The 22294-nt window shown below is 70.9% G+C and carries 22 protein-coding genes; 12 read left to right on the top strand and 10 right to left on the bottom strand.

What is annotated here, in order from left to right; genetic code table 11:
* Position 1: 1 nt before the first annotated feature.
* Positions 2 to 1090: a LysM domain-containing protein gene (locus FHW73_RS01895; RefSeq protein WP_183425009.1), complete on the bottom strand. Its 1089-nt coding sequence runs from the start codon at positions 1088 to 1090 to the stop codon at positions 2 to 4.
* A gap of 308 nt (positions 1091 to 1398) precedes the next feature.
* Here FHW73_RS01895 and FHW73_RS01890 point away from each other — a divergent pair, with 308 nt between their 5' ends.
* Positions 1399 to 1623, top strand: a complete 225-nt coding sequence (locus FHW73_RS01890) for a hypothetical protein (protein WP_183425008.1) — start codon at positions 1399 to 1401, stop codon at positions 1621 to 1623.
* A gap of 22 nt (positions 1624 to 1645) precedes the next feature.
* Here the strand turns inward: FHW73_RS01890 and FHW73_RS01885 are convergent, their stop codons facing one another.
* Positions 1646 to 2065, bottom strand: a complete 420-nt coding sequence (locus tag FHW73_RS01885) for an I78 family peptidase inhibitor (protein WP_183425007.1) — start codon at positions 2063 to 2065, stop codon at positions 1646 to 1648.
* Between the two features lie 235 nt (positions 2066 to 2300).
* Here FHW73_RS01885 and FHW73_RS01880 point away from each other — a divergent pair, with 235 nt between their 5' ends.
* Positions 2301 to 3896, top strand: coding sequence for a M28 family metallopeptidase (locus tag FHW73_RS01880; protein ID WP_345776144.1), 1596 nt, complete (start codon positions 2301 to 2303; stop codon positions 3894 to 3896).
* A 201-nt stretch (positions 3897 to 4097) separates the two neighbouring features.
* Here the strand turns inward: FHW73_RS01880 and FHW73_RS01875 are convergent, their stop codons facing one another.
* A complete protein-coding gene (locus FHW73_RS01875) occupies positions 4098 to 4409 on the bottom strand; it encodes a hypothetical protein (protein WP_183425005.1) in 312 nt (103 codons plus the stop codon).
* Between the two features lie 276 nt (positions 4410 to 4685).
* Here FHW73_RS01875 and FHW73_RS01870 point away from each other — a divergent pair, with 276 nt between their 5' ends.
* From FHW73_RS01870 to FHW73_RS01835, 8 genes are all read left to right on the top strand, one after another.
* Positions 4686 to 5750, top strand: a complete 1065-nt coding sequence (locus tag FHW73_RS01870) for a DUF4105 domain-containing protein (protein ID WP_183425004.1) — start codon at positions 4686 to 4688, stop codon at positions 5748 to 5750.
* Positions 5747 to 7759: an alpha/beta fold hydrolase gene (locus FHW73_RS01865; protein WP_183425003.1), complete on the top strand. Its 2013-nt coding sequence runs from the start codon at positions 5747 to 5749 to the stop codon at positions 7757 to 7759. Before FHW73_RS01870 ends, FHW73_RS01865 begins: the two co-directional genes overlap by 4 nt.
* A 256-nt stretch (positions 7760 to 8015) precedes the next feature.
* Complete coding sequence (locus FHW73_RS01860; protein ID WP_345776143.1) at positions 8016 to 8792, top strand: ATP-binding cassette domain-containing protein; 777 nt, start codon at positions 8016 to 8018, stop codon at positions 8790 to 8792.
* Between the two features lie 52 nt (positions 8793 to 8844).
* Positions 8845 to 9588, top strand: a complete 744-nt coding sequence (locus FHW73_RS01855; RefSeq protein WP_183425001.1) for an MlaE family lipid ABC transporter permease subunit — start codon at positions 8845 to 8847, stop codon at positions 9586 to 9588.
* Positions 9589 to 9655: 67 nt separating this feature from the next.
* Positions 9656 to 10201, top strand: coding sequence for an outer membrane lipid asymmetry maintenance protein MlaD (mlaD, locus tag FHW73_RS01850; RefSeq protein WP_183425000.1), 546 nt, complete (start codon positions 9656 to 9658; stop codon positions 10199 to 10201).
* Positions 10202 to 10206: 5 nt separating this feature from the next.
* The gene (locus tag FHW73_RS01845) at positions 10207 to 10872 is read left to right on the top strand and encodes an ABC transporter substrate-binding protein (protein WP_183425360.1); all 666 of its coding nucleotides are present in this window, start codon (positions 10207 to 10209) and stop codon (positions 10870 to 10872) included.
* The gene (locus FHW73_RS01840) at positions 10869 to 11159 is read left to right on the top strand and encodes an STAS domain-containing protein (RefSeq protein ID WP_183424999.1); all 291 of its coding nucleotides are present in this window, start codon (positions 10869 to 10871) and stop codon (positions 11157 to 11159) included. The genes FHW73_RS01845 and FHW73_RS01840 overlap by 4 nt, the downstream gene beginning before the upstream one ends.
* 181 nt (positions 11160 to 11340) lie before the next feature.
* Positions 11341 to 12423, top strand: a complete 1083-nt coding sequence (locus tag FHW73_RS01835) for a VacJ family lipoprotein (RefSeq protein WP_183424998.1) — start codon at positions 11341 to 11343, stop codon at positions 12421 to 12423.
* 57 nt (positions 12424 to 12480) lie between these two features.
* On the opposite strand, the gene FHW73_RS01830 is transcribed toward FHW73_RS01835, so the two are convergent.
* Together FHW73_RS01830 and rmuC are read right to left on the bottom strand one after the other, a co-directional pair.
* A complete protein-coding gene (locus FHW73_RS01830) occupies positions 12481 to 13026 on the bottom strand; it encodes a glutathione peroxidase (RefSeq protein ID WP_183424997.1) in 546 nt (181 codons plus the stop codon).
* Between the two features lie 75 nt (positions 13027 to 13101).
* Positions 13102 to 14535: a DNA recombination protein RmuC gene (gene rmuC, locus FHW73_RS01825; protein ID WP_183424996.1), complete on the bottom strand. Its 1434-nt coding sequence runs from the start codon at positions 14533 to 14535 to the stop codon at positions 13102 to 13104.
* Positions 14536 to 14636: 101 nt separating this feature from the next.
* Here rmuC and FHW73_RS01820 point away from each other — a divergent pair, with 101 nt between their 5' ends.
* On the top strand, positions 14637 to 15179 hold the full coding sequence (locus FHW73_RS01820) for a nucleoside 2-deoxyribosyltransferase domain-containing protein (RefSeq protein WP_183424995.1): 543 nt from the start codon (positions 14637 to 14639) through the stop codon (positions 15177 to 15179).
* Positions 15180 to 15197: 18 nt separating this feature from the next.
* On the opposite strand, the gene FHW73_RS01815 is transcribed toward FHW73_RS01820, so the two are convergent.
* A complete protein-coding gene (locus tag FHW73_RS01815; protein WP_183424994.1) occupies positions 15198 to 16346 on the bottom strand; it encodes an aldo/keto reductase in 1149 nt (382 codons plus the stop codon).
* Positions 16347 to 16560: 214 nt separating this feature from the next.
* On the opposite strand from FHW73_RS01815, the gene FHW73_RS01810 reads away from it, so the two are divergent.
* Positions 16561 to 17169 (top strand): LysE family translocator, encoded by a 609-nt coding sequence (locus FHW73_RS01810; protein ID WP_255492540.1) that lies wholly within the window; start codon positions 16561 to 16563, stop codon positions 17167 to 17169.
* A gap of 26 nt (positions 17170 to 17195) precedes the next feature.
* Here FHW73_RS01810 and FHW73_RS01805 read toward each other — a convergent pair whose 3' ends face one another.
* From FHW73_RS01805 to FHW73_RS01790, 4 genes are read right to left on the bottom strand one after another with little or no spacing between them, the layout of a single operon-like run.
* Positions 17196 to 19160 (bottom strand): S9 family peptidase, encoded by a 1965-nt coding sequence (locus FHW73_RS01805; RefSeq protein WP_183424992.1) that lies wholly within the window; start codon positions 19158 to 19160, stop codon positions 17196 to 17198.
* Entirely contained in the window at positions 19157 to 20137 is a 981-nt protein-coding gene (locus FHW73_RS01800) for an alpha/beta hydrolase (protein ID WP_183424991.1), read from the bottom strand. The genes FHW73_RS01805 and FHW73_RS01800 overlap by 4 nt, the downstream gene beginning before the upstream one ends.
* Positions 20134 to 20766 (bottom strand): FMN-binding negative transcriptional regulator, encoded by a 633-nt coding sequence (locus tag FHW73_RS01795; protein WP_183424990.1) that lies wholly within the window; start codon positions 20764 to 20766, stop codon positions 20134 to 20136. The genes FHW73_RS01800 and FHW73_RS01795 overlap by 4 nt, the downstream gene beginning before the upstream one ends.
* On the bottom strand, positions 20766 to 22220 hold the full coding sequence (locus FHW73_RS01790; RefSeq protein WP_183424989.1) for an amidase family protein: 1455 nt from the start codon (positions 22218 to 22220) through the stop codon (positions 20766 to 20768). The genes FHW73_RS01795 and FHW73_RS01790 overlap by 1 nt, the downstream gene beginning before the upstream one ends.
* Between the last annotated feature and the right edge of the window lie 74 nt (positions 22221 to 22294).

Below are 22294 nucleotides of genomic sequence, written 5' to 3'. Positions count from 1 at the left end.
ATCACGGCTGGTCGAGCATCGCCAACGCATCGGCGCGTTCGTTCTCGAACCGCTCGGCCACACTGCGTTGCGTGGACGCAGGTGCACTGCTGAAGTACACCAAGGTGCCGTCGGCGTTGCGGCGACCGCGCTCGTCGTAGATCGCATCGATCAATGCACGGTCGTACGCGACACCGTCGTCGGGCGACAGCCCACCTGCTTCGACGTTACGCACGGCGCGGGTGATCGCATTTGTCGCGGGCCCATGCTGGACCGCTGTGGACCAGACGGCGTCCTGCACCGCCGCCGAGCGGCCCGACACATCGAGACCAGTGTTGGTCAGCACGCGCTCGGTCTGCACGTCGTAGTGGGTCCGCTGGATATAGGCATGCTGCGCGTTGGCGAACGCCCCGGGCTCGCGCGCTGCGATGTCGCGCCAGGTCGCGCTGAAGGCAGGCGTCCCGGGGGCCGCGTCGCCGAACGCGTCTGCCCAGCGGCTGCCCTCCTGCGCAAGGAATTCCTGCGGGCGACCGCGATTGGTCGCCAACTGGTAGCTCCCGTAGGACACGCCCCCTGGATCGCCGGCGCCAGTCGACACGGTGCCCGGGCCGCGTCCGCCGGTCTCGTACTGCTCCGACAACTGGCCCAGACGATGGTCCCCGGCATCGGCGGGTGGAGCGGGCGGGGTGTCGATCGCGTCGATGGCGGGTGTCGGCTCAGTCGGCGCGGGAGATGCGCCACGATCGCCCGGCAGCGCGATCGACTGGCCGGCGTGGATCAGGTCGGGATTGCGGATGTGCGGGTTCGCGTCGAGCAGGGCGCGTACCGTAGTGGCGTGAGCAGCGGCGATGCTCGACAGCGTGTCGCCAGCACGCACGTCCACAGCGCCATTCCCGGCGGGCACGATGATCGTGTCACCGGGATACAGCACGTCGGGGTTGCGGATCTGGGGATTGGCCGCCATCAAGCCGGCGATATCGGTCCCGTAGCGCTGGGCGATGGCCGACAGCGTGTCGCCGCGCTCGACTATGTGCTGCGGCCCGGTCTCATGTGTCTCGGGTCGGCGCTCGGCGGCCAGACCGGACGACGTCGTCGAATGGATCGTGTTCACCTGGCGCTCCCGTCATGAGAGGGAGTGCCAGCCTCGCGCGTGACGACCGCGCAGGCATTCCCGGGCCGACCCTAGGCGGCCGGTCGGTTCAGAAGGGGAATGCCGTCCGCCGCTGGCGGGGTTCGGCAAGCGGGAACGGCCAGCGACCCCGTCGCGGCCGGGAAATCAATCGTCATGGTGTGGGCGGTGCTGATGCCAGCGTGGGCATCGCAGCGCTGCGTGCAGCGCCTGGTCAGCGGGCCGGCCTTGCATAGGCGGCGTGTGCCTGCAATCGTCGAGACCGTCATCACGCAACGGAGCCTGGAACCATGCGCAGCCTGTGGAGCTTGGCGGCGGCCCTGCCGCTTGCCGCCTGCGGCACGATGGACTATCGCGACACCAACGCGGCGGTCGACAACAACCCGTTGTGCGTCAGCCGGCCCGACCAGCCAGGTGAGCCGGTCTCGCGCGACTGCGAGCGTTACGGCGAGGGGCGTTGGCGCAGCAAGTCCGACGCCCAACCGGTCGAGTTCGGCAGGCGCGACGAGCGCTGATCCGCCCGCCGCGCCAGCGGCATCAGCCGCAGCGGAATCCGGTGATCCGGCCTTCGGCGTCGAGGTCGATGTTCAGTCGGTCCTCACGGAAATCCATCGTCACCGCATCGCCGGGACGGATCACGCGATGGGTGCGGGCGCCGGCGTCCTGCCGGGCCTTGTCGAAGAGCGCGTCGGTGCCCGCCTGGCCGATCATCGCCTGCACCGCCTCGGTGTCGCAGGGCGTGGTGCCGATCGCGCCCTCGGCCGACGGCTCACCGGCCGCGGCTTCAGTCTCGATCGCACTGCCGGCACCGGTGTCGGCATCGGCGACGCCGGCGGCGGGCGGTTCCTCCTCGAAGCCCTCGTCATGGGCGGGTGCGCAGGCAGCCAGTGCAAACGCGGGCACCAGCAAGGCGGCCAGCATGGGCCGGGGCAGCGAAACGCGGAGGCGTCGTGACATGCAGTGCTCCTGTCGGGGGGACCATCCTCCACTGTAGCCGCTGGCAGGGGCCCGGGCCAATTGCGGCATGATGGAGAAAATTCATGTGAGGAAGCCCCCGCCAATGCCACGCCGCGCTGTGCCTGCCGCTCTCCTGTCCACCGCTCTGGTGTTGTCGCTGGCCGGCGTGCCGGCGTTCGCCGCTGTCGCCGGTCCCGACCCCAGCTCCGGCCCTGCTCCGGGCGCAACGGCCGATGTGCCGGGTGGCGGGATCGTTGCCGACAACCTCGCGCGGCACCTGTCGGTGCTCGCCTCCGACGCATTCGAAGGGCGCGCGCCGACGACCGAGGGCGAGCGCAAGACCATCGCCTACATCGCCGAACAGTTCGCGCAGGCCGGGTTGTCGCCGGGCGGCGACGACGGCGGCTGGACCCAGGCGGTCGTGCTCGAGCGCAGTGCGATCGTCGGTCCGGTCGAGGCGCGCGTGCATGTCGGCGGGCAGACGCGCGCGCTCGCCAATGGCGACGACATCGCGGTCGAGACCCTGCGGCCGGGTGGACGCGTGGACCTGGCTAATCTGCCGGTCGTGTTCGCCGGCTACGGCATCACGGCGCCGGAACTCGACTGGGACGACTACGCCGGGCTCGACGTCGCCGGCAAGCTGGTCGTGGTGCTGATCAACGATCCCGATTTCGAGGCCGAGGCGCCGGGTCGCTTCGGCGGGCGGGCGCTGACCTGGTACGGCCGCTGGACCTACAAGTACGAAGAGGCGGCGCGCCGCGGCGCGGCGGGCGTGCTGATCGTCCACGAGACCGAGCCGGCGTCCTACCCGTGGGCGACGGTGCGCAACGGTCGCGCCGGGCCGCAGTACGACATCGTCCGCGCCGACGCTCAGACCCATCACCTGCCGATGCGCGGCTGGATGCAGCGCGAGGTCGCGGTGCGCCTGTTCGCCGATGCCGGGCTCGATTTCGAGGCCGAGAAGCGCCGGGCGCAGCAGCCCGGTTTCCGTGGCGGCGCGCTCGGCGATGCGCGCCTGGACATCGCCTTCGATGTGCAGCGCGAGCGCGTGACCAGCCACAACGTGGTCGGTGTGCTGCCGGGCGCGTCGCGTCCAGACGAGACGGTCGTGCTGTCGGGTCACTGGGACAGCTTCGGGGTCGGCGAGCCCGATGCCAGCGGCGATGCGATCATCAACGGCGCGGTCGACAACGCGACCGCGATCGCGTCGCTGATCGAACTGGCGCGCGTGTTCGCCGCCGGCCCGCGCCCGGCCCGCACGCTGCAGTTCATCGCGTTGACGGCCGAGGAGAATGGCCTGCTCGGTGCGACTTACTACGCGGCCAATCCGCTGCGTCCGCTCGAGACCACGGCCGCGGTGCTGAACATGGAAATGTGGAGCCCGGACGGCGAAACCCGCGACATCTCGTCCTGGGGCAACGGCCGCGTGTCGCTGGAGCGCGACCTGGCCGCGGCCGCAGCCGTCGATGGCCGCAGTTGGTCGCCCGATCCCAATCTCGAAGCCGGGCTGTTCTACCGCGCCGACCATTTCGCGTTCGCCCAGGCCGGTGTGCCTGCGCTGACGATCGGGCCGGGCATGGACCAGCTCGATGGCGGCGTGGCCGGCGGCAAGGCGGCGCGCGCCGATTACTTCGCGCACCGCTACCACCAGCCGGGCGACGCCTTCGACGACAGCTGGGACATGGCCGGACCAACTGCCGATACGCGCACGGTCTACCGTCTGGCGGCCGCGCTCGCCAATACGACCGACTGGCCGCAGTGGAACGACGACAGCGAGTTCCGCGCGCGCCGCATTGTCAGCGACGACGCCCGCCGCAGTCCGCCGCGCTGAGAGGCGAGGGCGGCGGTGCAGGCAAGCGGTGGACTGTTGCGACACCGTGCGTCTACCGCGCCTGCTGGCGCCGGCATGACACCAATAAAAAGCCGCCCGTGAGACACGGGCGGCAACACCGGTTGAGAGAGAGCGTTGCGCTGGTTGCGCGTCGAACCGGGCAGAGAGAGCTGGGTGGAGAAAAGGGCCAGCCCCGCGCGATCAGGTGCCGGTCGTCGAGTCCTGACCGGTCGGCGGTGCCGGCGGCGTGGTGGTCGGATCGGTCGGCGGCTGCATCGTGGGATCGGTCGGCGGCGGCATGGTCGGATCGACCGGATCGTTCGGCGGCAGCGTCGGGTCGGTCGGCGGCGGCGTCATCGGATCGCTGGGCGGTGGTGTTGGCGAGTCCATCGGTGGCGGTGCGGTCGCCGGGTCGGTCGTCGGCGCAGGGCCCGTGGCCGGGGTGTCGTGGTTATTACACGCGGTCAGCGCGAAGGCAGCCGCAGCCGCGAGAGGAAGCACGATACGACGCATGGAAAACTCCTGGGTCGGTCGGAAGTGACGCGCCCAGTCTTTCGCGTCGTATGTCGCGGGGGTGTCGTGGTTTGGCTCAAATTGCGTAAGTTGCGCCCAGGCGGCGCAGCTCGTTCAGGCTCGCAGCAACCGTTGAGACGCTCCCCGCAGCATGCATGCTCCTATGGACAGCGTGCTGGCGGCGTTCGACCCGCCGATCAAATAGTGTACTTACGGGTTCAAATATTGCTAGGATGAACACGTCCTGCCATCGCAGGCCCGGCTCAGACCCGCGACATGGCGCCCGATTCCCTCACCGATCCACCCTCGACGACCGCGCGCCGCCCAGTGAGGCCTTGGCTCGGCACCGCCGTGGCCGCGCTGGCGGTCGTGCCCGTGGCGGTGTGGGGCGCATTCGCGCTGGGATACCAGGCGCCCGAGCCTTGGCGATGGTTGCTGATCGCGGTCTGGCTGGTCGTCGCCGTGGCTGTGCTGGTGTCCCTGCCGCCGCGGCCGCGGCAAGCGCGCGGTCGCATTGCCCCGATCATCGGCGGGATCGCACTGCTGATGCTGCTCGGCTGGTGGCAGACCTTGCTGCCCTCGCATGCGCGGCTGTGGGCTGACGATGTCGCGCGATTGCTCGAGGCCGATGTCGAAGGCAATCGGGTCACGCTCCGCAATGTCCGCAATTTCGACTGGCGCAGCGATAACGACTACACCGTGCGCTGGGAGACGCGAACCTACGACCTCGAGCGTCTGGTGTCGGCCGACCTGATCCTGTCGTACTGGATGGGCCCGCATATCGCCCACATGCTGGTCTCGTTCGGTTTCGACGATGGCCGCCAACTGGTCTTTTCGCTGGAAATCCGCAAGGAGCGCGACGAGTCGTTCTCGGCGGTCGGCGGCTTCTTCCGCCAGTTCGAAACCGTGCTGGTGGCCGCCGACGAATACGACATCGTGCGCGTGCGCAGCAATATCCGTGGCGAGGATGTGTATCTGTACCGGCTCGATGTGCCGCCGGCGCAACTGCGCGAGGTGTTCCTGGGCTATCTCGACGAGGCGGCCCGGCTGCAGCGCAAGCCGCGCTTCTACAACACGCTGACCAGCAACTGCACGACGATCGTGTTCGCGCTCGCGCGTCGCATCGCGCCTGCGCTGCCGCTCGATTACCGGCTGCTGCTGTCGGGGCACTTCGACGGCTATGCCTACGACCACGACGGGTTGGTACCGGGCTATGACCTCGAGACGCTGCGCGCGGCCGGCCGCATCACCGCGCGCGCGCGCGCCTTCGACGGGCCGGCAGCCGAGTTCCCGCGTGCGATCCGCCAGGGCGTGCCGGGCGTGCCCGCCGCCACGCCATGACGGGCCGTTCGTCCACGTGGCTGGGGCGGACCGTCACCGCCGCACTGCTGGTGGCCGCGCTCGGCGGCTGCGCGATCCTGCGCGAGTTCGGGCCCTCGGTTGCGGTCACGCCGATGACGCCCGGCGAAACCATCGCGTTGCAGCGTGGCGACATCCTGACCACCGGCCGCCTCAGCGCCGCCACCGCGCAGACGATCCGCGTCGCCGGTCTCGACACCGCCGCCTGCGTGCAGCCGTCGATCGATTGCATCCGTGCCTTGTCGGGCGTGGAGGGCATTGCCGACGAACGCCTGCAATCGGCGCTATCGGAACTGTGGTTGCAGCACGCCCTGACGCTGGCCTCGCCGGTGCCTGGAAAACCGGTCGACCCGGCGAGCGCCGATGCCCGGCTGCAGGCGCTGCTGGAAGCCGCGCGCCATGCCTACGTGTACCTGTTCTACACCGCGCGTTCGCCAGGCGAGCGTGCATTCGAGGATCGCCAGACCCAGGTCCGCGACTGGTACAACCATGCCGTCCAGGCGGCCTCGACGCAGCTGTTCGACACGCGCTTGCGCAGCGCACCGGCGACCGACCGCATCGAGGTCGCCGGCTGGACGCTGCATATGGACGTGACCGGCGTGCGCCTGCCCGGCGGCACGGACATGCCGCAGGAACTGCTGCCGGCCGCGTCGCTGTCGTTCAAGGGCCTGCGCAGCATCTATCGCCGCGATGGCTTCGGCGCCGAGCTGGTGGCGGTGATGGACGACCCGGTGGCCGCCGCCGCGTCGGCCGCACCCGACGCGCGCGCCGGTCACCGCCCGGACGTGCCGGCATGGAGCGAGATGCCGTCTCCGAGCCTGACCCTGCTGTTTCGCTTTCCGGGCGAGGATGCAGCCGAGGTCCTGGCCACGCGCGAGGTGCTGGCCAGCGCGCACGATCCCTATATCGAGGACACCGTGGTGCTGCGTGGCCAGTCGGTGCCGCTGGCCGCGAACTTCAGCGCCGGCTACGGGTTGTGGCTGGCGCGCTCGGGGTTCGCCGTGCAGTCGCTGCGCACCTTGCTCGGCCGCGAGCGCGGGATCGAGCGCCCGCATCTGTACATGATGCAGCCCTACGATCCGCAGCGTCGCATCGTGCTGATGATCCATGGCCTGGCCAGCAGTCCCGAGGCCTGGGTCAACGTCGCCAACGAGATCATGGGCGACGAGGCGCTGCGCCGGAATTACCAGGTCTGGCAGGTCTACTACCCGACCAACATGCCGATCGCGCTCAACCAGGCCGCGATCCGGCGCCTGGTGATCGACGCGCTGGCGCATGTCGACCCCGGCGGGCAGGCGCCGGCCTCGCACGACATCGTGCTGGTCGGCCACAGCATGGGTGGAGTGATCGCGCGATTGCTGGTGTCCTCGTCGGGCGATGCGCTGTGGAACACGTTCGTCCAGACGCGCGAGATCGAACCGGCACGGCTGGCGCGGATCCGCCCTCGGCTCGAGCCGATGCTGCGCTTCGAGCCGCTGCCGCAGGTCGGGCGCGCCGTGTTCATCGCCGCGCCGCACCGTGGCACCGAGGTTGCGGGCACCCGGCTGGGGCGCTGGGTGTCGGGCCTGGTGCGGCTGCCGCTGACCTTGCTCGAGGGCTTCGGCGACGTGATCCAGGCCCTGGCGGGCCACGATGAGGACCGGCGCGAGGCGCGTTTGCCCAACAGCATCGACAACCTGTCCAAGGACGATCCATTCGTGCGCGCGGCCGCGCAGTTTCCGATCTCACCCGCGGTGCGGCTGCATTCGATCATCGCGCGCCGCAGCGCCGAGGGGGGCCTGGAGGACAGTGACGACGGCCTGGTGCCGTACCGCAGCGCGCACCTGCCGGGCGCGCTGTCGGAAAAGATCATCGTGTCCGGGCACAGCGTGCAGGAGACCGCACCGGCGGTTCTGGAGATCCGCCGGATCCTGCATGAGGACATGGCCGAGCGGACGGACACCACGCCGGCGGAGCCTGCCCGCGAGGCAGTTGCCGACCCGGGCGCATGACCCGCGGCAGGACGGCCGGCGATCGACCCGGCTCGCGGCCGGCCAGGCAATCGGATGCCGCCGCCGCATCGCCGCGCTGGCGCGAACGCGAACAGGCCTGCAGATAACGCGTCGCACACTGCGGTGCGGCGTTCAGGCAGGACTGAATTACTGTACTATTCGGTTCAGTCACTCCGCCTGTGTTCAGTTGCACTTCGCCACCCTTGACGGGTTTTTAACTTCGGCCGCTTGCGTGTCCTTCGATCCTGCCCCCGACATCGCCGTCCGTCTCGACCGGGTCCGCCTCGATCGCGGCGGCCGGACCGTGCTTGCGGACATCGACCTGACGGTGCCACGCGGCAGCGTGACCGCGGTGCTGGGGCCGTCGGGCAGTGGCAAGTCGACCCTGCTCTCGGCGCTGACCGGCGAGCTGGTGCCGGCCGCCGGCAAGGTCGAGGTATTCGGGCGTCCGGTGCCGCAGCGCCAGCGCGCGCTGCTGGAGATGCGCAAGAGCATCGGCGTACTGCTGCAGGGCAACGGCCTGCTGACCGATCTCACCGCGGCCGAGAACATCGCGTTGCCGCTGCGCATCCACACCGACCTGCCCAAGCCGGTGATCGCGCGGCTGGTCGATATGAAGCTGCAGGCGGTGGGCCTGCGCGCGGCTGCCGACCTGTACCCGCGCGAGCTGTCGGGCGGCATGGCGCGCCGCGTCGCGCTGGCCCGCGCGCTGGCGCTCGATCCGCCGCTGATGATCTACGACGAGCCGCTGACCGGCCTGGATCCGATCGCCTCGGGCGTGATCATGAGCCTGATCGCCCGGCTCAATGCCAGCCTGGGGCTGACCAGCATCGTGGTGACCCACCATGTCCACGAGACGCTGCCGGTCGCCGACCGCGCGGTGGTGATCGCCAACGGCCGGATCGTATTCGCCGGCACCCCGGCCGCGCTCGAGGCCTCCGACGACCCGCTGGTGCGGCAGTTCCTGCGCGGCGAGCCCGATGGGCCGATCGCGTTCGACCGTGCCGACCTCGCCCGGACGGAGGCCGCATGACGCGTTCGATCCGCTTGCGTACGACCCGCCATCGCTGCTCGGGACGCCGCCGATGACCGCCGCCATCCGCTCGCTCGGTCGCGCCGGGCTGTTCTCGTTGTCGGTGCTGCGCGCCTCCCGCCCGACCGCCGATTTCTTCGCCGAACTGCTGCGCGAGGTCTACAAGATCGGCGGCCGCTCGTTGCCGATCATTGCCGTGGGCGGTGCCTTCGTCGGCCTGTCGCTGACGCTGCTGGGCTATCGCGCGCTGGAGACCTATGGCGCCAGCAACCAGGTCAGCGTGCTGATCGGCCTGGGCCTGTACCGGGAACTGGCGCCGGTGCTGACCGCGCTGCTGTTCGTGGGCCGTGCCGGCAGTTCGATCGCCGCCGAACTGGGCCTGATGCGGGCGACCGACCAGATCACCGCACTCGGCCTAATGGCGATCGATCCGGTCGCCAAGGCGGTCGCGCCGCGGTTCTGGGCGGCGGTGCTCTGCGTGCCGCTGCTGACCGCGTTCTTCTGCAGCCTGGCGCTGTCGGCGAGCTGGTTCCAGGCGGTCCAGGTGCTGGGGATCGACAACGGCATGTTCTGGCAGACGATGCAGGACGCGGTCGATTTCCGTGGTGACTTTCTGACCACGTTCCTGAAGTCGGCGGTGTTCGGCGGCACCGCGGCGCTGGTCGCGTCCTATGTGGGCTTCCACGCCGAGCCGACGATCGAGGGCACCTCGGTCGCCACCACCCGCGCGGTGGTCAACGCCTCGCTGCTGGTGCTGATGTTCAACTTCGTGATGTCCGCATTCCTGTTCCGTTGATGCCGATTCCGGCATCCGGTCCTCCCCTTCACCGCCACACAGGCGGCCCGCTGCAAAGGTGACACCCATGACAAGCGCCCGTGGTCCCCGTCTCGAGTTCGCCGTCGGCGCGTTTCTGCTGCTTGCACTCGGCTCGCTGCTGGTGCTGGCGATCGCCTCGACCAACGGCAAGTTCGGCTTCGCCCGTGGCGGCACGTACGAACTGACCGCGCGTTTCAGCAATCTCGGCCAGTTGCGCCCCAATGCCCCGGTGAAGATCGGCGGTGTGACCATCGGCCGGGTCGAGAAGATCGATCTGGACCCGGTGAAGTTCGATTCGATCGCGACCCTGGCGATCGAGAAGCGCTATGCCGAGATCCCGGCCGACACCTCGGCCGCGATCCTCACCGGCGGCCTGCTCGGCGAGAGCTACGTCGGCCTGTCGCCCGGTGGCGACGTCGAATCGCTGCAGCCCGGCGAGGAGATCGCGTTCACCTCGCCGGCGGTCGACCTGATCCAGATGGTCGGCAAATACATGTTCAGCGGTGGCGGCAATGCCGCCCCGTCGGCGGACGAACCGCCCGCCGCCGCGTCCCCCGACGCGTCCCCCCGTGACGAAGGAGTGCTCCCATGATCCGCATGCCCCTGATCCGCCGTGTGCTGCCGTTGGCCCTGGCCGCCGCTCTCACCCTGCCGGCCGCGGCCGTGTTCGCGCAGGCCCGTCCGGCCGCCGCGCCGGCCGCTGCCGCCCAGGCCGGCTCGCCGAGCCAGCTGGTGCTGGCCAACAGCGAACGCGTGCTCAAGACCATCGAGACCCGCCGCGCCGAATTCAGCCGCGACCGCGCCGCGCTGCAGCGCTTTATCACCGGCGAGTTCGACACCATGTTCGACCGCGACTATGCCGCGCGCCAGGTGCTCGGGCGGCATGGCCGCGGCGCCTCGGACGCCGACGTCAAGGCGTTTGGCGACGCGCTGGCCGAGAACCTGATGCGCCGCTACGGCTCGTCGCTGCTGGACTTCAACACCCAGCTGCGCGTGCGCATCAAGTCCGAGGCGCCGTTGCCGCGCGGCCTGGGCGTGCGCGTGTCCAGCGAACTGCTGCGCAGCGGCGGTGAGCCGGTGCCGGTCGACTACCTGATGCGCCAGAGCGGCGGCACCTGGAAGGTGTTCGACGTCATGGTCGAGGGCGTGTCGTTCGTGCGCACGTTCCGCGAGCAGTTCGATCCCGAGCTGCAGCGCAAGTCGATCCAGCAGGTCGCGCGCGAGCTGCGCGCCGGCCAGATCCAGGCCGACGCCGGCCAATGAGCGCGCCTGCCGCCGCCTCGGTCCGGCGCGACGGCGATGCCCTGGCGTTCGCTGGCGCGTTGTCGACGGCCACGGTGCCGGGGCTGTGGCCGCGCGTGCAGCCGCTGCGCGCCGGTGCCCGCCAGCTCGACCTGACCGCGGTCACCGCGGTCGACAGCGCCGGGCTCGCGTTGCTGGCCGAACTGGCCGGCGACGGTGCGCTCGCGGTCCAGGGCGAGCCGCCTGGCCTGGCCGAGTTGCGCAGCGCCTACCGGCTGACTCCGGCGCTGGCCTACGTGCGCGCGTGAGACGCGCCGCGCTGGACGGCGGGTGTATCGTCGTCGTCGCCGACGCGGTCGGTCCCGCCCCAAGGTTGCGCCTGCGCGCGACTGCGGCGCAGGACACCGGGGGGACGACGGCGCGGCCGCCGGCGCCCCGGCGATGCAGGGCTTCTTGATGTTTCATCGGCACCCCCACCGGACTTTTCCGATGTCGACTCCGCTTCGTACGCTCCGTCCGATCCTGCCGCTGCTGGCCGCAGCGACACTCGCCGCCTGCGCCGGGACCGGCGCCCCGCGCGATCGTGTCCCCTCGCCGGTGGCGATCGATGCGCCTGCGCCGGCCGAAGTGCCCGATGCGGCCCAGGCCGATGCGTCCGAGCAGCCGGTCGCCCCCGATCAGGCCACGGTCGTGGCCGCCCTCGACGATGCCGCGCGCATCGCCGGCGATGCCACCCCCGCCGATGGCACGCCGGTTGCCGGCGCGCCGACCCAGGCCGAACTCGATTACGCCGCCCTGTATGGCGAGCAGGTCTACGATCCGGTGGCCGACCCGACGCTGCCGGCCGCCGCGCAGATGCCGCGCAGCTACGATCCGTGGGAACCGTTCAATCGCAAGATGTTCGCGTTCAACAGCGCGGTCGACCGCGGCGTCGCCAAGCCGCTGGCCAAGGTCTATGCGAAGATCGTGCCGCGGCCGGTGCGGCTGGGGGTGAGCAACTTCTTCAGCAACCTCGGCCAGCCGGTCACCGCGCTCAATGCGCTGCTGCAGGGGCGGCCGAAGGACGCCGGCCAGTCGCTGGGCCGGTTCGTGGTCAACAGCACGCTGGGCATCGGCGGCATCTTCGATCCGGCCACCGATGCGGAGATCCCGCATCGCGATGCCGATTTCGGCCAGACGCTGGGCGTGTGGGGCTGGCGCAACTCGCGCTATGTGGAACTGCCGCTGTTCGGCCCGCGCACGTTGCGCGACGGTTTCGGCATGGTCGGCGATGCGCCGCTGTCGCCGCTGCGCCAGCTCGACGACGATCCCTGGCGCTACGGCCTGCAGGGCCTGCAACTGGTCGACCTGCGTACGCGGTTGTTCGTCGTCGACAGCATGCGCGAGGGCGCGACCGACGAGTACGCGCTGATTCGCGATGCCTGGATGCAGCGCCGCGCCTACCAGATCGAGTCGGTACGCCGGCACCGCAGCGACGACGACGACCTGCCGGATTACCTCTACGAGGACGACGCGATGCCGACCGTGCCGGTCGATGCGATCCCGGTGGTGCCCGGCATCTCCAACCCCTGAGTCACGGCGGGGGCCGCACGCGGCCCGCCGTCGGTCGTGTCGGCCAGGCGAAGCCGCTCAGCCCGCCAGCGCGGCCTCGATCGCGGCGCGCAGCCGCGGATCGTCGGCGGTCACGTCCGGCGCGAAGCGGTCGACGACGCGGCCGTGGCGATCGATCAGGAACTTCTCGAAATTCCACAGCACGCCCGGCGCCGGGTTGGGGGTCATGCCGTGGTCGCGCAGGCGCTCGCGCATCGGACCCTCGCCGGTCGCCTCCGGCCGTGCCGCGGTCAGCGCGGCATACAGCGGATGCGCGTCCGGCCCGGTCACGGCGATCTTGGAAAACAGCGGAAAGCCCACGTCGTAGTGGAGCGTGCAGAACTGCTGGATCTCCGCGTCGCTGCCCGGCTCCTGGCCGGCGAAATCGTTGGCCGGAAAGCCGAGGATCTCCAGCCCCGCGTCATGCTTCTCGCGATACAGGGCTTCGAGTCCGGCGTACTGCGGCGTCAGACCGCACTTGGACGCCACATTGACCACCAGCAGCGCCTTGCCGGCATAAGCACCGAGCATCGTGGTGTCGCCGTCGATGGTGGTCAGCGGGATATCGGTCAGTGCTGCGGTCATGGTGTGCGTCGGTAGGTGGGGCGCTCCGATCATGCCATCGCCGCGCGGGCATTGCCGCCGCGTTGCGTGGGCCGGTCAGTCCTGCGCGTCGACGCTGTCGTCGAGCGTATCGCCCAGCAGCGCCTGCGCATCGGGGCCGGGCAGCGACTCGACGCCGCGCAGCTGGCGCTCGATCGCGCGCGTGCGCACGCCGGCCGCCTTGATGCTGTTCTGCACGGTGTCGAGCTGGCTGGTGGCCCGCTCGAGCACGGTCGCGAACTTGCCGAACTCGGTCTTGACCGCGCCAAGCACCTGCCACACCTCGCTCGAGCGTTTCTCGATCGCCAGCGTGCGAAAACCCATCTGCAGGCTGTTGAGCAGCGCGGTGATCGTCGTCGGCCCGGCGACCACGATACGGTGCTCGCGCTGCAGCAGGTCGACCAGACCGGCGCGGCGGATGACCTCGGCGTAAAGCCCCTCGGTCGGCAGGAACATCACCGCGAAGTCGGTCGTGTGCGGCGGGCACACGTACTTGTCGCAGATTGATTTCGCCTGCACCCGGATCGCGCGTTCGAGCTGGGCGACCGCGGTCTTCACGGCCTCCGCGTCGCCCTGTTCCTGCGCATCGAGCAGGCGTTCGTAATCCTCGCGCGGGAACTTCGCATCGACCGGCAGCCACACGACGGCATCGGCGTCGCCGCGGCCCGGCAGGCGGATCGCAAAATCCACGATCTCCGCGCCGCCCGGCTTGACCCGCACGCCACGGCCGTACTGGTCCTGCGTCAGCGTCTGCTCGAGGATGTTGTCCAACTGCACCTCGCCCCAGCCGCCGCGGTTCTTGACGTTGCTCAGCACGCGCTTGAGGTCGCCCACGCCGGTTGCCAGTTGTTGCATCTCGCCCAGTCCGCGCTGCACCTGTTCGAGCCGCTCGGACACCAGCTTGAACGACGCGCCCAGGCGCGCCTCGAGCGTGGTCTGCAGCTTCTCGTCGACCGTCGCGCGCATCTGCTCAAGCTTGGCGGCGTTGTCGGCCTGCAAGGCGCGCAGCTGCTGCTCGAGCGTGGCGCGCATCTCGCCGATGCGCTGCTCGTTGCGCTGGGTCAACTCGTTCAGGCGCGCGCCGAGCGCATCGGCGAACCGCTGCTGCTGGTCCGCGCCCTCGGTGCGGGCCTTGCGCGCGTCCTCGCCCAGCGCGGCGCGCAGCACGTCGAGGCGTTCGTCGGTGGTGCGGGTGAACGCATCGAGCCGTGCATCGGTGCGCACGGTGAACTCGTCCAGCCGCTGGTCGGTGCGTGCGGCGACTGCTTGCAGCTGCGCGCCGAACGCGTCGATGCGCTGCGCCTGTGCCGCAGCGAAGCCATCGAGCTGCTGGCGCAACTCGGTCCGGCCCGCGCGCTGCTCCTCGCGCAGCGCCCGCTCCAGCGCGTCGCCGCCCGCGCCGGAACGGCGCAACAGCAGCACCACGAGCAGGCCCGTCGCGACCGCGACGAGGACGAGGATCAAGGCAAGCAGGACGATATGCGGGTTCATCGGTGCCAAGTGTAGCCAGCCCGGTCTCATGCGGTGCGTCGGCGGCGGCGATGATGGCGCGCGTCTGCGATCATGGCGGGCCCTGTGCAGGTATGGCCACGATGCTCCGACCCTTGCTCGCACCGTTGCTCGCGATCGCCGCACTCGCGCCGCTGTCGGCGGCCGCGGCGACGACGGTCGTCTCGCCCGAGCCGCTGCCCGACGACGGCCGGCCGACGGTGTTTCTGGCCGGCAGCATCGAGATGGGCCGCGCCGGCGATTGGCAGCAGCAGGTCCAGGCTGCGCTCGCCGATCTGGACGTGGTGCTGCTCAATCCGCGCCGTGCGGACTGGAACCCGGCCTGGCGGCCGGAGGCGGACGAGCCTGAGTTCCGGCGCCAGGTGGAATGGGAGCTCGAGGCGCTGGAGCGGGCGGATCTGGTGCTGATGTATTTCGCGCCGGGCACGCAGAGTCCGATCACATTGCTGGAGTTCGGCCTGTACGCGCGCTCGGGCAAGCTGCTGCTGGCGGCGCCAGCCGGCTACTTCCGCAAGGGCAACCTGGACATCACCGCCGAGCGCTACGGCGTGCCGCGCGTGGAGACCCTGCCGGCACTGATCGAGGCGGTGCGCACCCGGCTGGCCGTCTCGCACCCGGCGCCGTAGCGCCGGGCGCAGGGCGCGTCAGCCCGCTGCGGGCACCGGCGCGTGCTCGGCGACGATGCCGGCGCGGCGCAGGTCGTCCCAGACGCCGCCGGGAATCGCTACCGACATCGAGGCGATGTTCTCCTGCACCTGCCGCGCGTTGCGCGCGCCGGGCACGATCGCCGAGACGACCTCGGGCGCATTGGCGAACTGCAAGGCCACGGTGCGCAGATCGACGCCATGTGTGCGCACGATCTCCTCGGCCTTTGCGCGCTTCTGCTGGGCATCGCCCGGCACCGGCTGCGACCCGTACAGATAACGGTCGCGCCCGGTCAGGAAGCCGGCGAGCAGCGGCGAGCCGACGATGACCGAGATGTCCTTTTCGGCGAGCTTAGGGAAGGTGTCGTCGAGCGCGCGCTGGTGGTCGAGCAGCGAGTACTGGCAGGCGAGCAGGAAGATGTCCGGGTCGGCCACTTCGATTGCGCGCAGCGCCGGGTCGGGCGTGTTGACGCCCATGCCCCAGGCCTTGATCAGGCCTTCTTCGCGCATCTTGGTCAGCTCGACGAAGGCGCCGGTGCGGGCCTGCTCGAAGTACTCGGTCCAGCGCTCGCCCATGTCGCCGTTGTCGGGCGACAGGTCGTGGATCAGCACGATGTCGATCGCGTCGATGCCCAGGCGCTGCAGGCTGTCCTCGATCGAACGGCGGGTGCCGGCCGCGCTGTAGTCGTAGCGGTAGTCGAACGGCGGCGGGTCCTTCCAGCCGACCTTGGGCGTGTCCTGCGTCGCGGTCAGCAGGCGGCCGACCTTGCTGGAGATGACGTACTCCGCGCGCGGCTTCTGGCCCAGCACGTGGCCGAAGCGCCGCTCGGAGCGGCCGAGGCCGTACCAGGGCGAGGTGTCGAACAGCCGCATGCCGCCGTCCCACGCGGCCTCCAGCGTGGCCTGCGCGTCGTCTTCGGTGACGACCGCCCAGTTGTTGCCGAGCGGCGCGCCGCCGAGTCCGACGCGCGCGCTCGGACGGTATCTGCGACCGCCTGCGGGATTGGTCGGCAGCGCAGCGGACCGGCGACGACCCTGGGTCGGCAGGACATCGCCGGGCGTGGTCTGCGCGCTGGCAATCAGCGGCGCGGTGGCAAGGGTGGCGGCGCCAAGCGCGGCGGCGGACAAAAAGCTGCGACGTGAATGCATGGGAATCTCCGGCGACAGGGGATGGCGACCATCGCGTCCCGACCGTTCGGCCGCCCTGCATCGATGCCCGCGACTGCACACCGTGCCGGTCACGCCGACGAGGCGACGTGAATCCGATCGGCACCGCGGCGGCCATGCCTGTTCCGCGCCGTGAACGGCCGCGTCGCCTGCGTATCATGCGTGCTCGATCCGCGGCGCTGATGACATGGGCTGGATGGGCATTTCCGATCTGCCGACCTTCGTGGTCGCGGTGCTCGTGTTCCTCGCGATTCCGGGGCCGGGGACATTTGCGCTGCTGACCGCGACTGCGCGCGGTGGTATGCGCGGGGGCTATGCGGCGTTCTTCGGTCTGGCGCTCGGCGACCAGGTGCTGCTGTGGTTGGCCGCCGGTGGCGTGGCCGCACTGCTCGCCGCCAACCCGATGCTGTTTCGCGGCGTGCAATGGCTCGGCGCCGTGTATCTGGTGTGGATCGGTGTGCAGCTGCTGCGCAGGCGCGGCGACGGCGCGGGCAGGGTCGCGATGGGGAACGGCCACTGGTTCGGCCAGGGCGTGCTGATCACGCTGCTCAATCCCAAAGCCGTGCTGTTCTACATGGCGTTCTTTCCGCTGTTCATCGATCCGGCGCAGCACCGCGGCGTGACGACGTTCGCGGCGATGGCGGGACTGATCGGCCTGCTTGGGCTGCTGTACTGCTCGCTGCTGATCCTCGCCGGCCATGCGCTACGTGCGCGCGTCGCCCGCGATCCGCGCATCACCCGCTGGCTGCGACGGATCGCCGGCGCCTGCCTGGTCGGCTTCGGCGTGCGGCTTGCGTTCAACTGACGCAGCCGCGTCAGCACCGACTCTGCTCAGTGCAGGCTGCGATCGAGCCAGTCGATGACGCGGTGCTGCAGGTCGATCTCGTGCGCCTGTTCGTGGAACCAGTGCGGCCCGCGCGGATAGGTGATCAGCTCGACCGGCGTGCCATTGAAGCGCAGTGCGCGATGGAACATCTGCGCCTGCGACAGCGGCACACGTGCATCGGCTTCGCCATGCAGGATCAGCAGCGGCACCTGGATGTCGCGCGCGTGGTGGACCGGCGATTGCGCGTCGTAGCGCGTGCGCTCGCGCAACGGATCGCCGAAGTAGCCGGGCAGGTAGTCGGGCACGTCATTGGTCAGCGCCGCGCTTGCAAGGTCGAGCACGCCGGCGCCGACGATCGCGGTGCGGAACCGCTTGCTGCGCGCGACCGCCCACGCGGAGAGATACCCGCCGTAGCTCCAGCCGCCGATCGCGACGCGACCCGGATCGGCGATGCCGTCGCGCTCGAGCAGGTCGAGCCCGTCGAGCACGTCCTGCAACGGCCCGTCGCCCCAGTCGCCGCGCGCGAGCTCGGCGAAGGCATTGCCGTTTCCTTCCGATCCGCGCGGGTTCGGCAGCAACACCGCGTAACCACGCGTGGCGAGCAACTGCGCCCATTCGTGCCACGAGCCCTGCCAGCCGGACCACCACGCCCAGGCGGGTCCGCCATGGATCTGCACCAGCGTCGGCAGCCGCGTCGTGCCGTCCCAGTCGGGCGGAGTGACCAGCAGCGCGCTGATCGAACGGCCATCGCGCGAGGCCGGCCATTCGAGTTCGCGCACCTGGCCCAGCCGCCAGCCGGCGACCTGCGGATGGTGGTCGCTGCGTTGCGCCAGCCGCGCGCCGTCGAACGTCCAGACATTGCCGGGGCTGTCGTCGCGCAGGCCGAGATAGGCGGCGCGGCCATTGGCGGCGACGGTGAAGCTGCGAAATGGGATCTGCGGTCGCGCGCGTTCGGTCGCGGCACCGGTCGCCGCGTCCAACTGCACGAAGGCGCCGCGCATGCCGCGCTGACCTTGCCCGAGCAGCGTCGCATCGTCCTGCCAGCGCGCAAGCCACAGCGTGCCCGGCCAGTGTGCGCCGAGCGCGATGCGGGTACCGCGATCAATGTCATGCACGATCGGTGTGGCGACCATGCCGTGCACGCCCAGGCGCCCGTACAGCAGCCGGCGGCCGTCGGGCGACCACTGCAGCGGGTGCGCCGAGGCGTGCGGCTCCAGCGGCGCGCCGATGCGTCCGCTGGCGATATCGAGCAGCACCACCGCCGAGTCGTACCAGTAGTCGTTGAGCGTGGTGCCCGAGGATGTGCGCAGCGCCAGCGTGCGGCCGTCGGGCGACCACGCCAGGTCGTGGACCTGCAGGCCGACCGGCGTGAGCGCACGCGCCGCGCCATCGGGCGGTGCACGCAGCCACACGCGCGAGAAGCGCGTCGGTCGCTCGACGACGACGGCATCGTCCTTGGCCGCCAGACGTGCGGCCTCGATCGGCGACGGTGGGTCGGTCTGCAGCCAGGCGAGCTGCGCGCCATCAAACGACAGGTCGAACGCAGTCACATCGGCGACCGATTCGGTCAGTGGCATCGCCGCATCGCCGTCGGCGTCGACGCGCCAGACCTGGGTCGATCCGGTCGTGTCGGCACCCGGCCGCGGCCGGTCGGACAGGAACAGCAGCTGCCGGCCGTCGCGCGACCAGCGTGGCTGACGGTCCTGGGCCGCGTCCGGCACCGGTAGGGCGCGTGGTGCGGTGTCGCCGTCGAACGCCACGCGCCAGAGTTGCGTGCGCGGCGCTGCGCCGCCGGGCTGCGGCGTGCCGACGGTGTAGGCGATGCGACGCCCGTCGGGCGCGATCTGCGGATCGTCGACGGCAGCCAGCGAGGCGATGTCCTCGGGCGTCGGCAGGTGATTGCGCGCGGTGGTGTTTGCCGCGGCCAGTGCGGGCAGGAGCAGCAGGCCCAGGCTCAGGCGGCCGATCATGCGCCCACGCCTGCAGGCGCCAGCCGCGTGCGCAGCCAGCCGGCGCCGCGCGCCAGCGCGTCGCGGGCGATCTCGGACACCGACATCGCCTCCAGGAAGCTGTGCGGCGCGCCGGCATAGGCCTGCGTGTCGACCTCGACACCACTCGCACGCAGGCGCGCCGCCATCGCCGCGTTCTGCGTAGCGAGCACGTCGCGCTCGCCCCACAGCAGCAGCGTCGGCGGCAGGGCGTGCAATGCGGCGTGCGCGGGCACGGCGGCGGGGTCGCGACAGCGGTCGGCCGTTGCGCCGAGGTAGGCGCGCCAGTAGTCGGCCATCTCGTCGGCGCTGAGCATGGCATCGGCGGCGCCGAGCGTCGCGGCCGAGTCGGCGTCGATCGCGGTATCGAACGCACCGTAGTGCAGCAGCAAGCCGGCCAGTCCCGTGTGCCCGTCCGCGTCGCGCAACTGCAGCGCGGTGGCGAGTGCGAGGTTGGCGCCAGCCGAGTCGCCGCCGACCGCCAGCCGCGTGGCATCGAGGCCGAAGTCGTCGGCGCGCGTGCGCAAGGCACGCACCGCGTCCACGCATTGCCGCAGCGCGGTCGGATAGGGATGCTCGGGCGCGAGCGCGTAGTCGATGCCGATCACGACGATGCCCGCGCGCGCGGCCAGTTCGCGCATCAGCCGGTCGTGGGTGTCGAGGCTGAAGAGGCACCAGCCGCCGCCGTGCACGTAGACCAGTGCAGGGGCCGGATGGCGCAGCCCCGCCGGGCGGTAGAGTCGCAGGTCGAAGGTGCCTGCCGCGCTATCGATGCGATGCGTCGTGATCTGCGCCATCGTCGGCCCGCCCGCACGCCATGGCGTACGCACGGTCTCCGCGATCGCGCGCCGCTGCGGCCAGTCGAGCGAGCGGCCACCCGCCAGGCGTGCGCCTTCGCTGCAGATCGCGGTCACGAAGCCGCGCAGCATCGGATCCAGCGCGTCGTGCGCTGCGCTCATGCGTCGCGGTCCGCGGCGAAGTCGCGCATCCAGTCCACCAGCGCGTGCTCGCCGCCGCGGGTGAGGCCGGCCAGCAACTGCGCGAAGTCGTGCGGCGCCTCATCCTGGCCGAGCTTGAATGTGGCACGGGTGGCGACGATGTGGCCGCGGATCGCGGTCACGCCAGTCGCCAGGCGCGCGTAGCGCTCGCCCATCTCCTGCATCGACCAGGCGTTCGGGCGGCCGGCTTCCATCGACGTCACCAGCGCATCGAGCTCGTCGGCGATGTCGGCCTCGCGGTCGCTGCAGGCGACCTCCAGCGTGAACGCAGCTGCGGCGTAGTTCCAGCTCGGCGCCTGGGTGCGGTCGTCGAGCCAGCTCGGCGAGACGTAGGCGTGCGGGCCGATGACCAGCGCGTGGGCCAGTGGGTCGCGCCGCAGGCGCGCCACGTGCGGATTGCGCCGCGCCAGGTGCCCGCGCAGCGCAATCAGCTGGCCCTGGTCGTCGCATTCCACGCGCAGCGGCAGCGGTGTGAACGCGGCATCGTCGCCGCCGGTCGAAACCAGCCAGGCGAAGGGTTGCGTCTGGATCAGGCGCACGATGTCGCCGTCGTGGCGGGGCGCATAGCGGGTGTCGCGGGCATGACCCATCAGCGTGTGTCCTCGTAGGTGGCCACCGATGTCGGTGGCCAGCGATCTTGCCAGGGTGCGGCCGCTTCCAGTTCGTAGGCCAGCGCCAGCAGCAGCGCCTCCTGGCCGCGATCGGCGGCGAACTGCACCCCGATCGGCAGGCCGTCAGCGCCATGCACCAGTGGCAGCGAGATCGCGGGCGTGCCGGCGAGGTTCTGCAGCGGCGTGTAGGCGATCCATTCGAACATCGCCGGCAACAGTGCGGCGAAGTCGCGGTCGGGGGCCAGCGTGCCCAGCGTCGGTGGCAGCGTGCGCAGGGTCGGGCACAGCAGCACGTCGTAGTGGGCGTGGAAGCGCGAGAACACATCCGGCAGCGCGGCCACGGTGGTCCAGGCGCGTTCGAGCTCGGCGATGCCGCAGTGCGCCTCGTGCCAGCGCGCCAGGCCCAAGGTCCACGGCTCGAGCGCACACTCGGCGAACGCGGCGCCGCCCTGGGCGGTTGCCAGTTCGACCGCGTCCACGCCCAGGCGCGACCACAAGGTGTGCAGGGCCGCCCAGACTGCGTGGCCGTCCAGCGGCCAGGTCACCGTTTCGACGTCATGGCCGAGGGATGCGCACAGCTGCGCGGCCAACTGGGTCGCCGCCGCGACCTCGGTGTCGGGTGCCAGGCCCGGCAGCGATTCGAGCACCAGGCCGATGCGCAGGCGTCGGCGATCCGGCCCGGTCACCTGGAGCGGCCGGTCGGGATGCGCGGTGGCGAAGGCCCAGGCGGTGTCGCGGACGCTGCGCGACATCAGACTGTCGGCCACGATCAGGTCTTCGATGGCATGGCGGCCGCGCACCGGCACGCAGGCCCCGCGTCCGGGCTTGAGCCCGACGACGCCGCAGGCCGAGGCCGGAATGCGGATCGAGCCGGCGCCGTCGCTGCCGTGCGCCAGCGGCACGATGCCGGCGGCGAGTGCCGCACCGGCCCCGCCGCTGGAGCCGCCGGGCGAATGCGCCCGCGACCACGGGTTGCGCGTGACCGGCCCGAGCAGCGGCTCGGTCGAGCCCATCAGGCCGAATTCGGGCATCGTGCTCTTGCCGATCGCCACCAGACCCGCGGCGTCGAAGCGCTGCACGAAGGGTGGGGCCTCGGTCGCCGGTTCGCTGCTGCGGCTGCGTGAGCCGCCGCGCGTGGGCATGCCCGGCACGCGCAGCGAATCCTTCGCCAGCCACGGCACGCCGGCCAGCGGTGCGGCCGGGTCCGGGCCCGCGGCATCGAGTGCGCGGGCGCGCTGCCGGGCCGCGTCGAAGGCCTGGTGGCTCAACGCGCCGAGTGCGGGATCGAGCAGTTGCGCGCGCACGATCGCCGCCTCGGTGAGTTCGAGCGCGGACAGCTCGCCGCTGCTGCGCAGCGCTGCCTGCGCGTGCGCGTCCAGCCGGCCCAGCGCCAGCGCGTCGGCGCGTCCGGCCGGGGAATCGAATGACGTCATGGACTCGTGGATCTCCTCTCTCGCCGTCACCGGCGTTGGCCGGCGAGGCCGGCGTGGTGAACTGCGGCGCGGCG

It is taken from the genome of Luteimonas sp. RC10 (assembly GCF_014192745.1).
Classification (GTDB): domain Bacteria; phylum Pseudomonadota; class Gammaproteobacteria; order Xanthomonadales; family Xanthomonadaceae; genus Luteimonas.
Note: the sequence above shows the minus strand (reverse complement) of the source record. Positions and strands in the feature narration are given on the sequence as shown.

Bases quoted from the DNA above. Each gene is read 5' to 3' on its own strand.
- FHW73_RS01795 (WP_183424990.1), bottom strand. From the start codon at position 20,766: ATGGGTCATGCCCGCGACACCCGCTATGCGCCCCGCCACGACGGCGAC.
- FHW73_RS01890 (WP_183425008.1), top strand. From the start codon at position 1,399: ATGCGCAGCCTGTGGAGCTTGGCGGCGGCCCTGCCGCTTGCCGCCTGC.
- FHW73_RS01815 (WP_183424994.1), bottom strand. From the start codon at position 16,346: ATGCATTCACGTCGCAGCTTTTTGTCCGCCGCCGCGCTTGGCGCCGCC.
- FHW73_RS01875 (WP_183425005.1), bottom strand. From the start codon at position 4,409: ATGCGTCGTATCGTGCTTCCTCTCGCGGCTGCGGCTGCCTTCGCGCTG.
- FHW73_RS01810 (WP_255492540.1), top strand. From the start codon at position 16,561: ATGGGCATTTCCGATCTGCCGACCTTCGTGGTCGCGGTGCTCGTGTTC.
- FHW73_RS01830 (WP_183424997.1), bottom strand. From the start codon at position 13,026: ATGACCGCAGCACTGACCGATATCCCGCTGACCACCATCGACGGCGAC.
- FHW73_RS01805 (WP_183424992.1), bottom strand. From the start codon at position 19,160: ATGATCGGCCGCCTGAGCCTGGGCCTGCTGCTCCTGCCCGCACTGGCC.
- FHW73_RS01845 (WP_183425360.1), top strand. From the start codon at position 10,207: ATGCCCCTGATCCGCCGTGTGCTGCCGTTGGCCCTGGCCGCCGCTCTC.
- FHW73_RS01870 (WP_183425004.1), top strand. From the start codon at position 4,686: ATGGCGCCCGATTCCCTCACCGATCCACCCTCGACGACCGCGCGCCGC.
- rmuC (WP_183424996.1), bottom strand. From the start codon at position 14,535: ATGAACCCGCATATCGTCCTGCTTGCCTTGATCCTCGTCCTCGTCGCG.
- mlaD (WP_183425000.1), top strand. From the start codon at position 9,656: ATGACAAGCGCCCGTGGTCCCCGTCTCGAGTTCGCCGTCGGCGCGTTT.
- FHW73_RS01885 (WP_183425007.1), bottom strand. From the start codon at position 2,065: ATGTCACGACGCCTCCGCGTTTCGCTGCCCCGGCCCATGCTGGCCGCC.
- FHW73_RS01820 (WP_183424995.1), top strand. From the start codon at position 14,637: ATGCTCCGACCCTTGCTCGCACCGTTGCTCGCGATCGCCGCACTCGCG.
- FHW73_RS01790 (WP_183424989.1), bottom strand. From the start codon at position 22,220: ATGACGTCATTCGATTCCCCGGCCGGACGCGCCGACGCGCTGGCGCTG.
- FHW73_RS01840 (WP_183424999.1), top strand. From the start codon at position 10,869: ATGAGCGCGCCTGCCGCCGCCTCGGTCCGGCGCGACGGCGATGCCCTG.
- FHW73_RS01855 (WP_183425001.1), top strand. From the start codon at position 8,845: ATGACCGCCGCCATCCGCTCGCTCGGTCGCGCCGGGCTGTTCTCGTTG.
- FHW73_RS01835 (WP_183424998.1), top strand. From the start codon at position 11,341: ATGTCGACTCCGCTTCGTACGCTCCGTCCGATCCTGCCGCTGCTGGCC.
- FHW73_RS01865 (WP_183425003.1), top strand. From the start codon at position 5,747: ATGACGGGCCGTTCGTCCACGTGGCTGGGGCGGACCGTCACCGCCGCA.
- FHW73_RS01800 (WP_183424991.1), bottom strand. From the start codon at position 20,137: ATGAGCGCAGCGCACGACGCGCTGGATCCGATGCTGCGCGGCTTCGTG.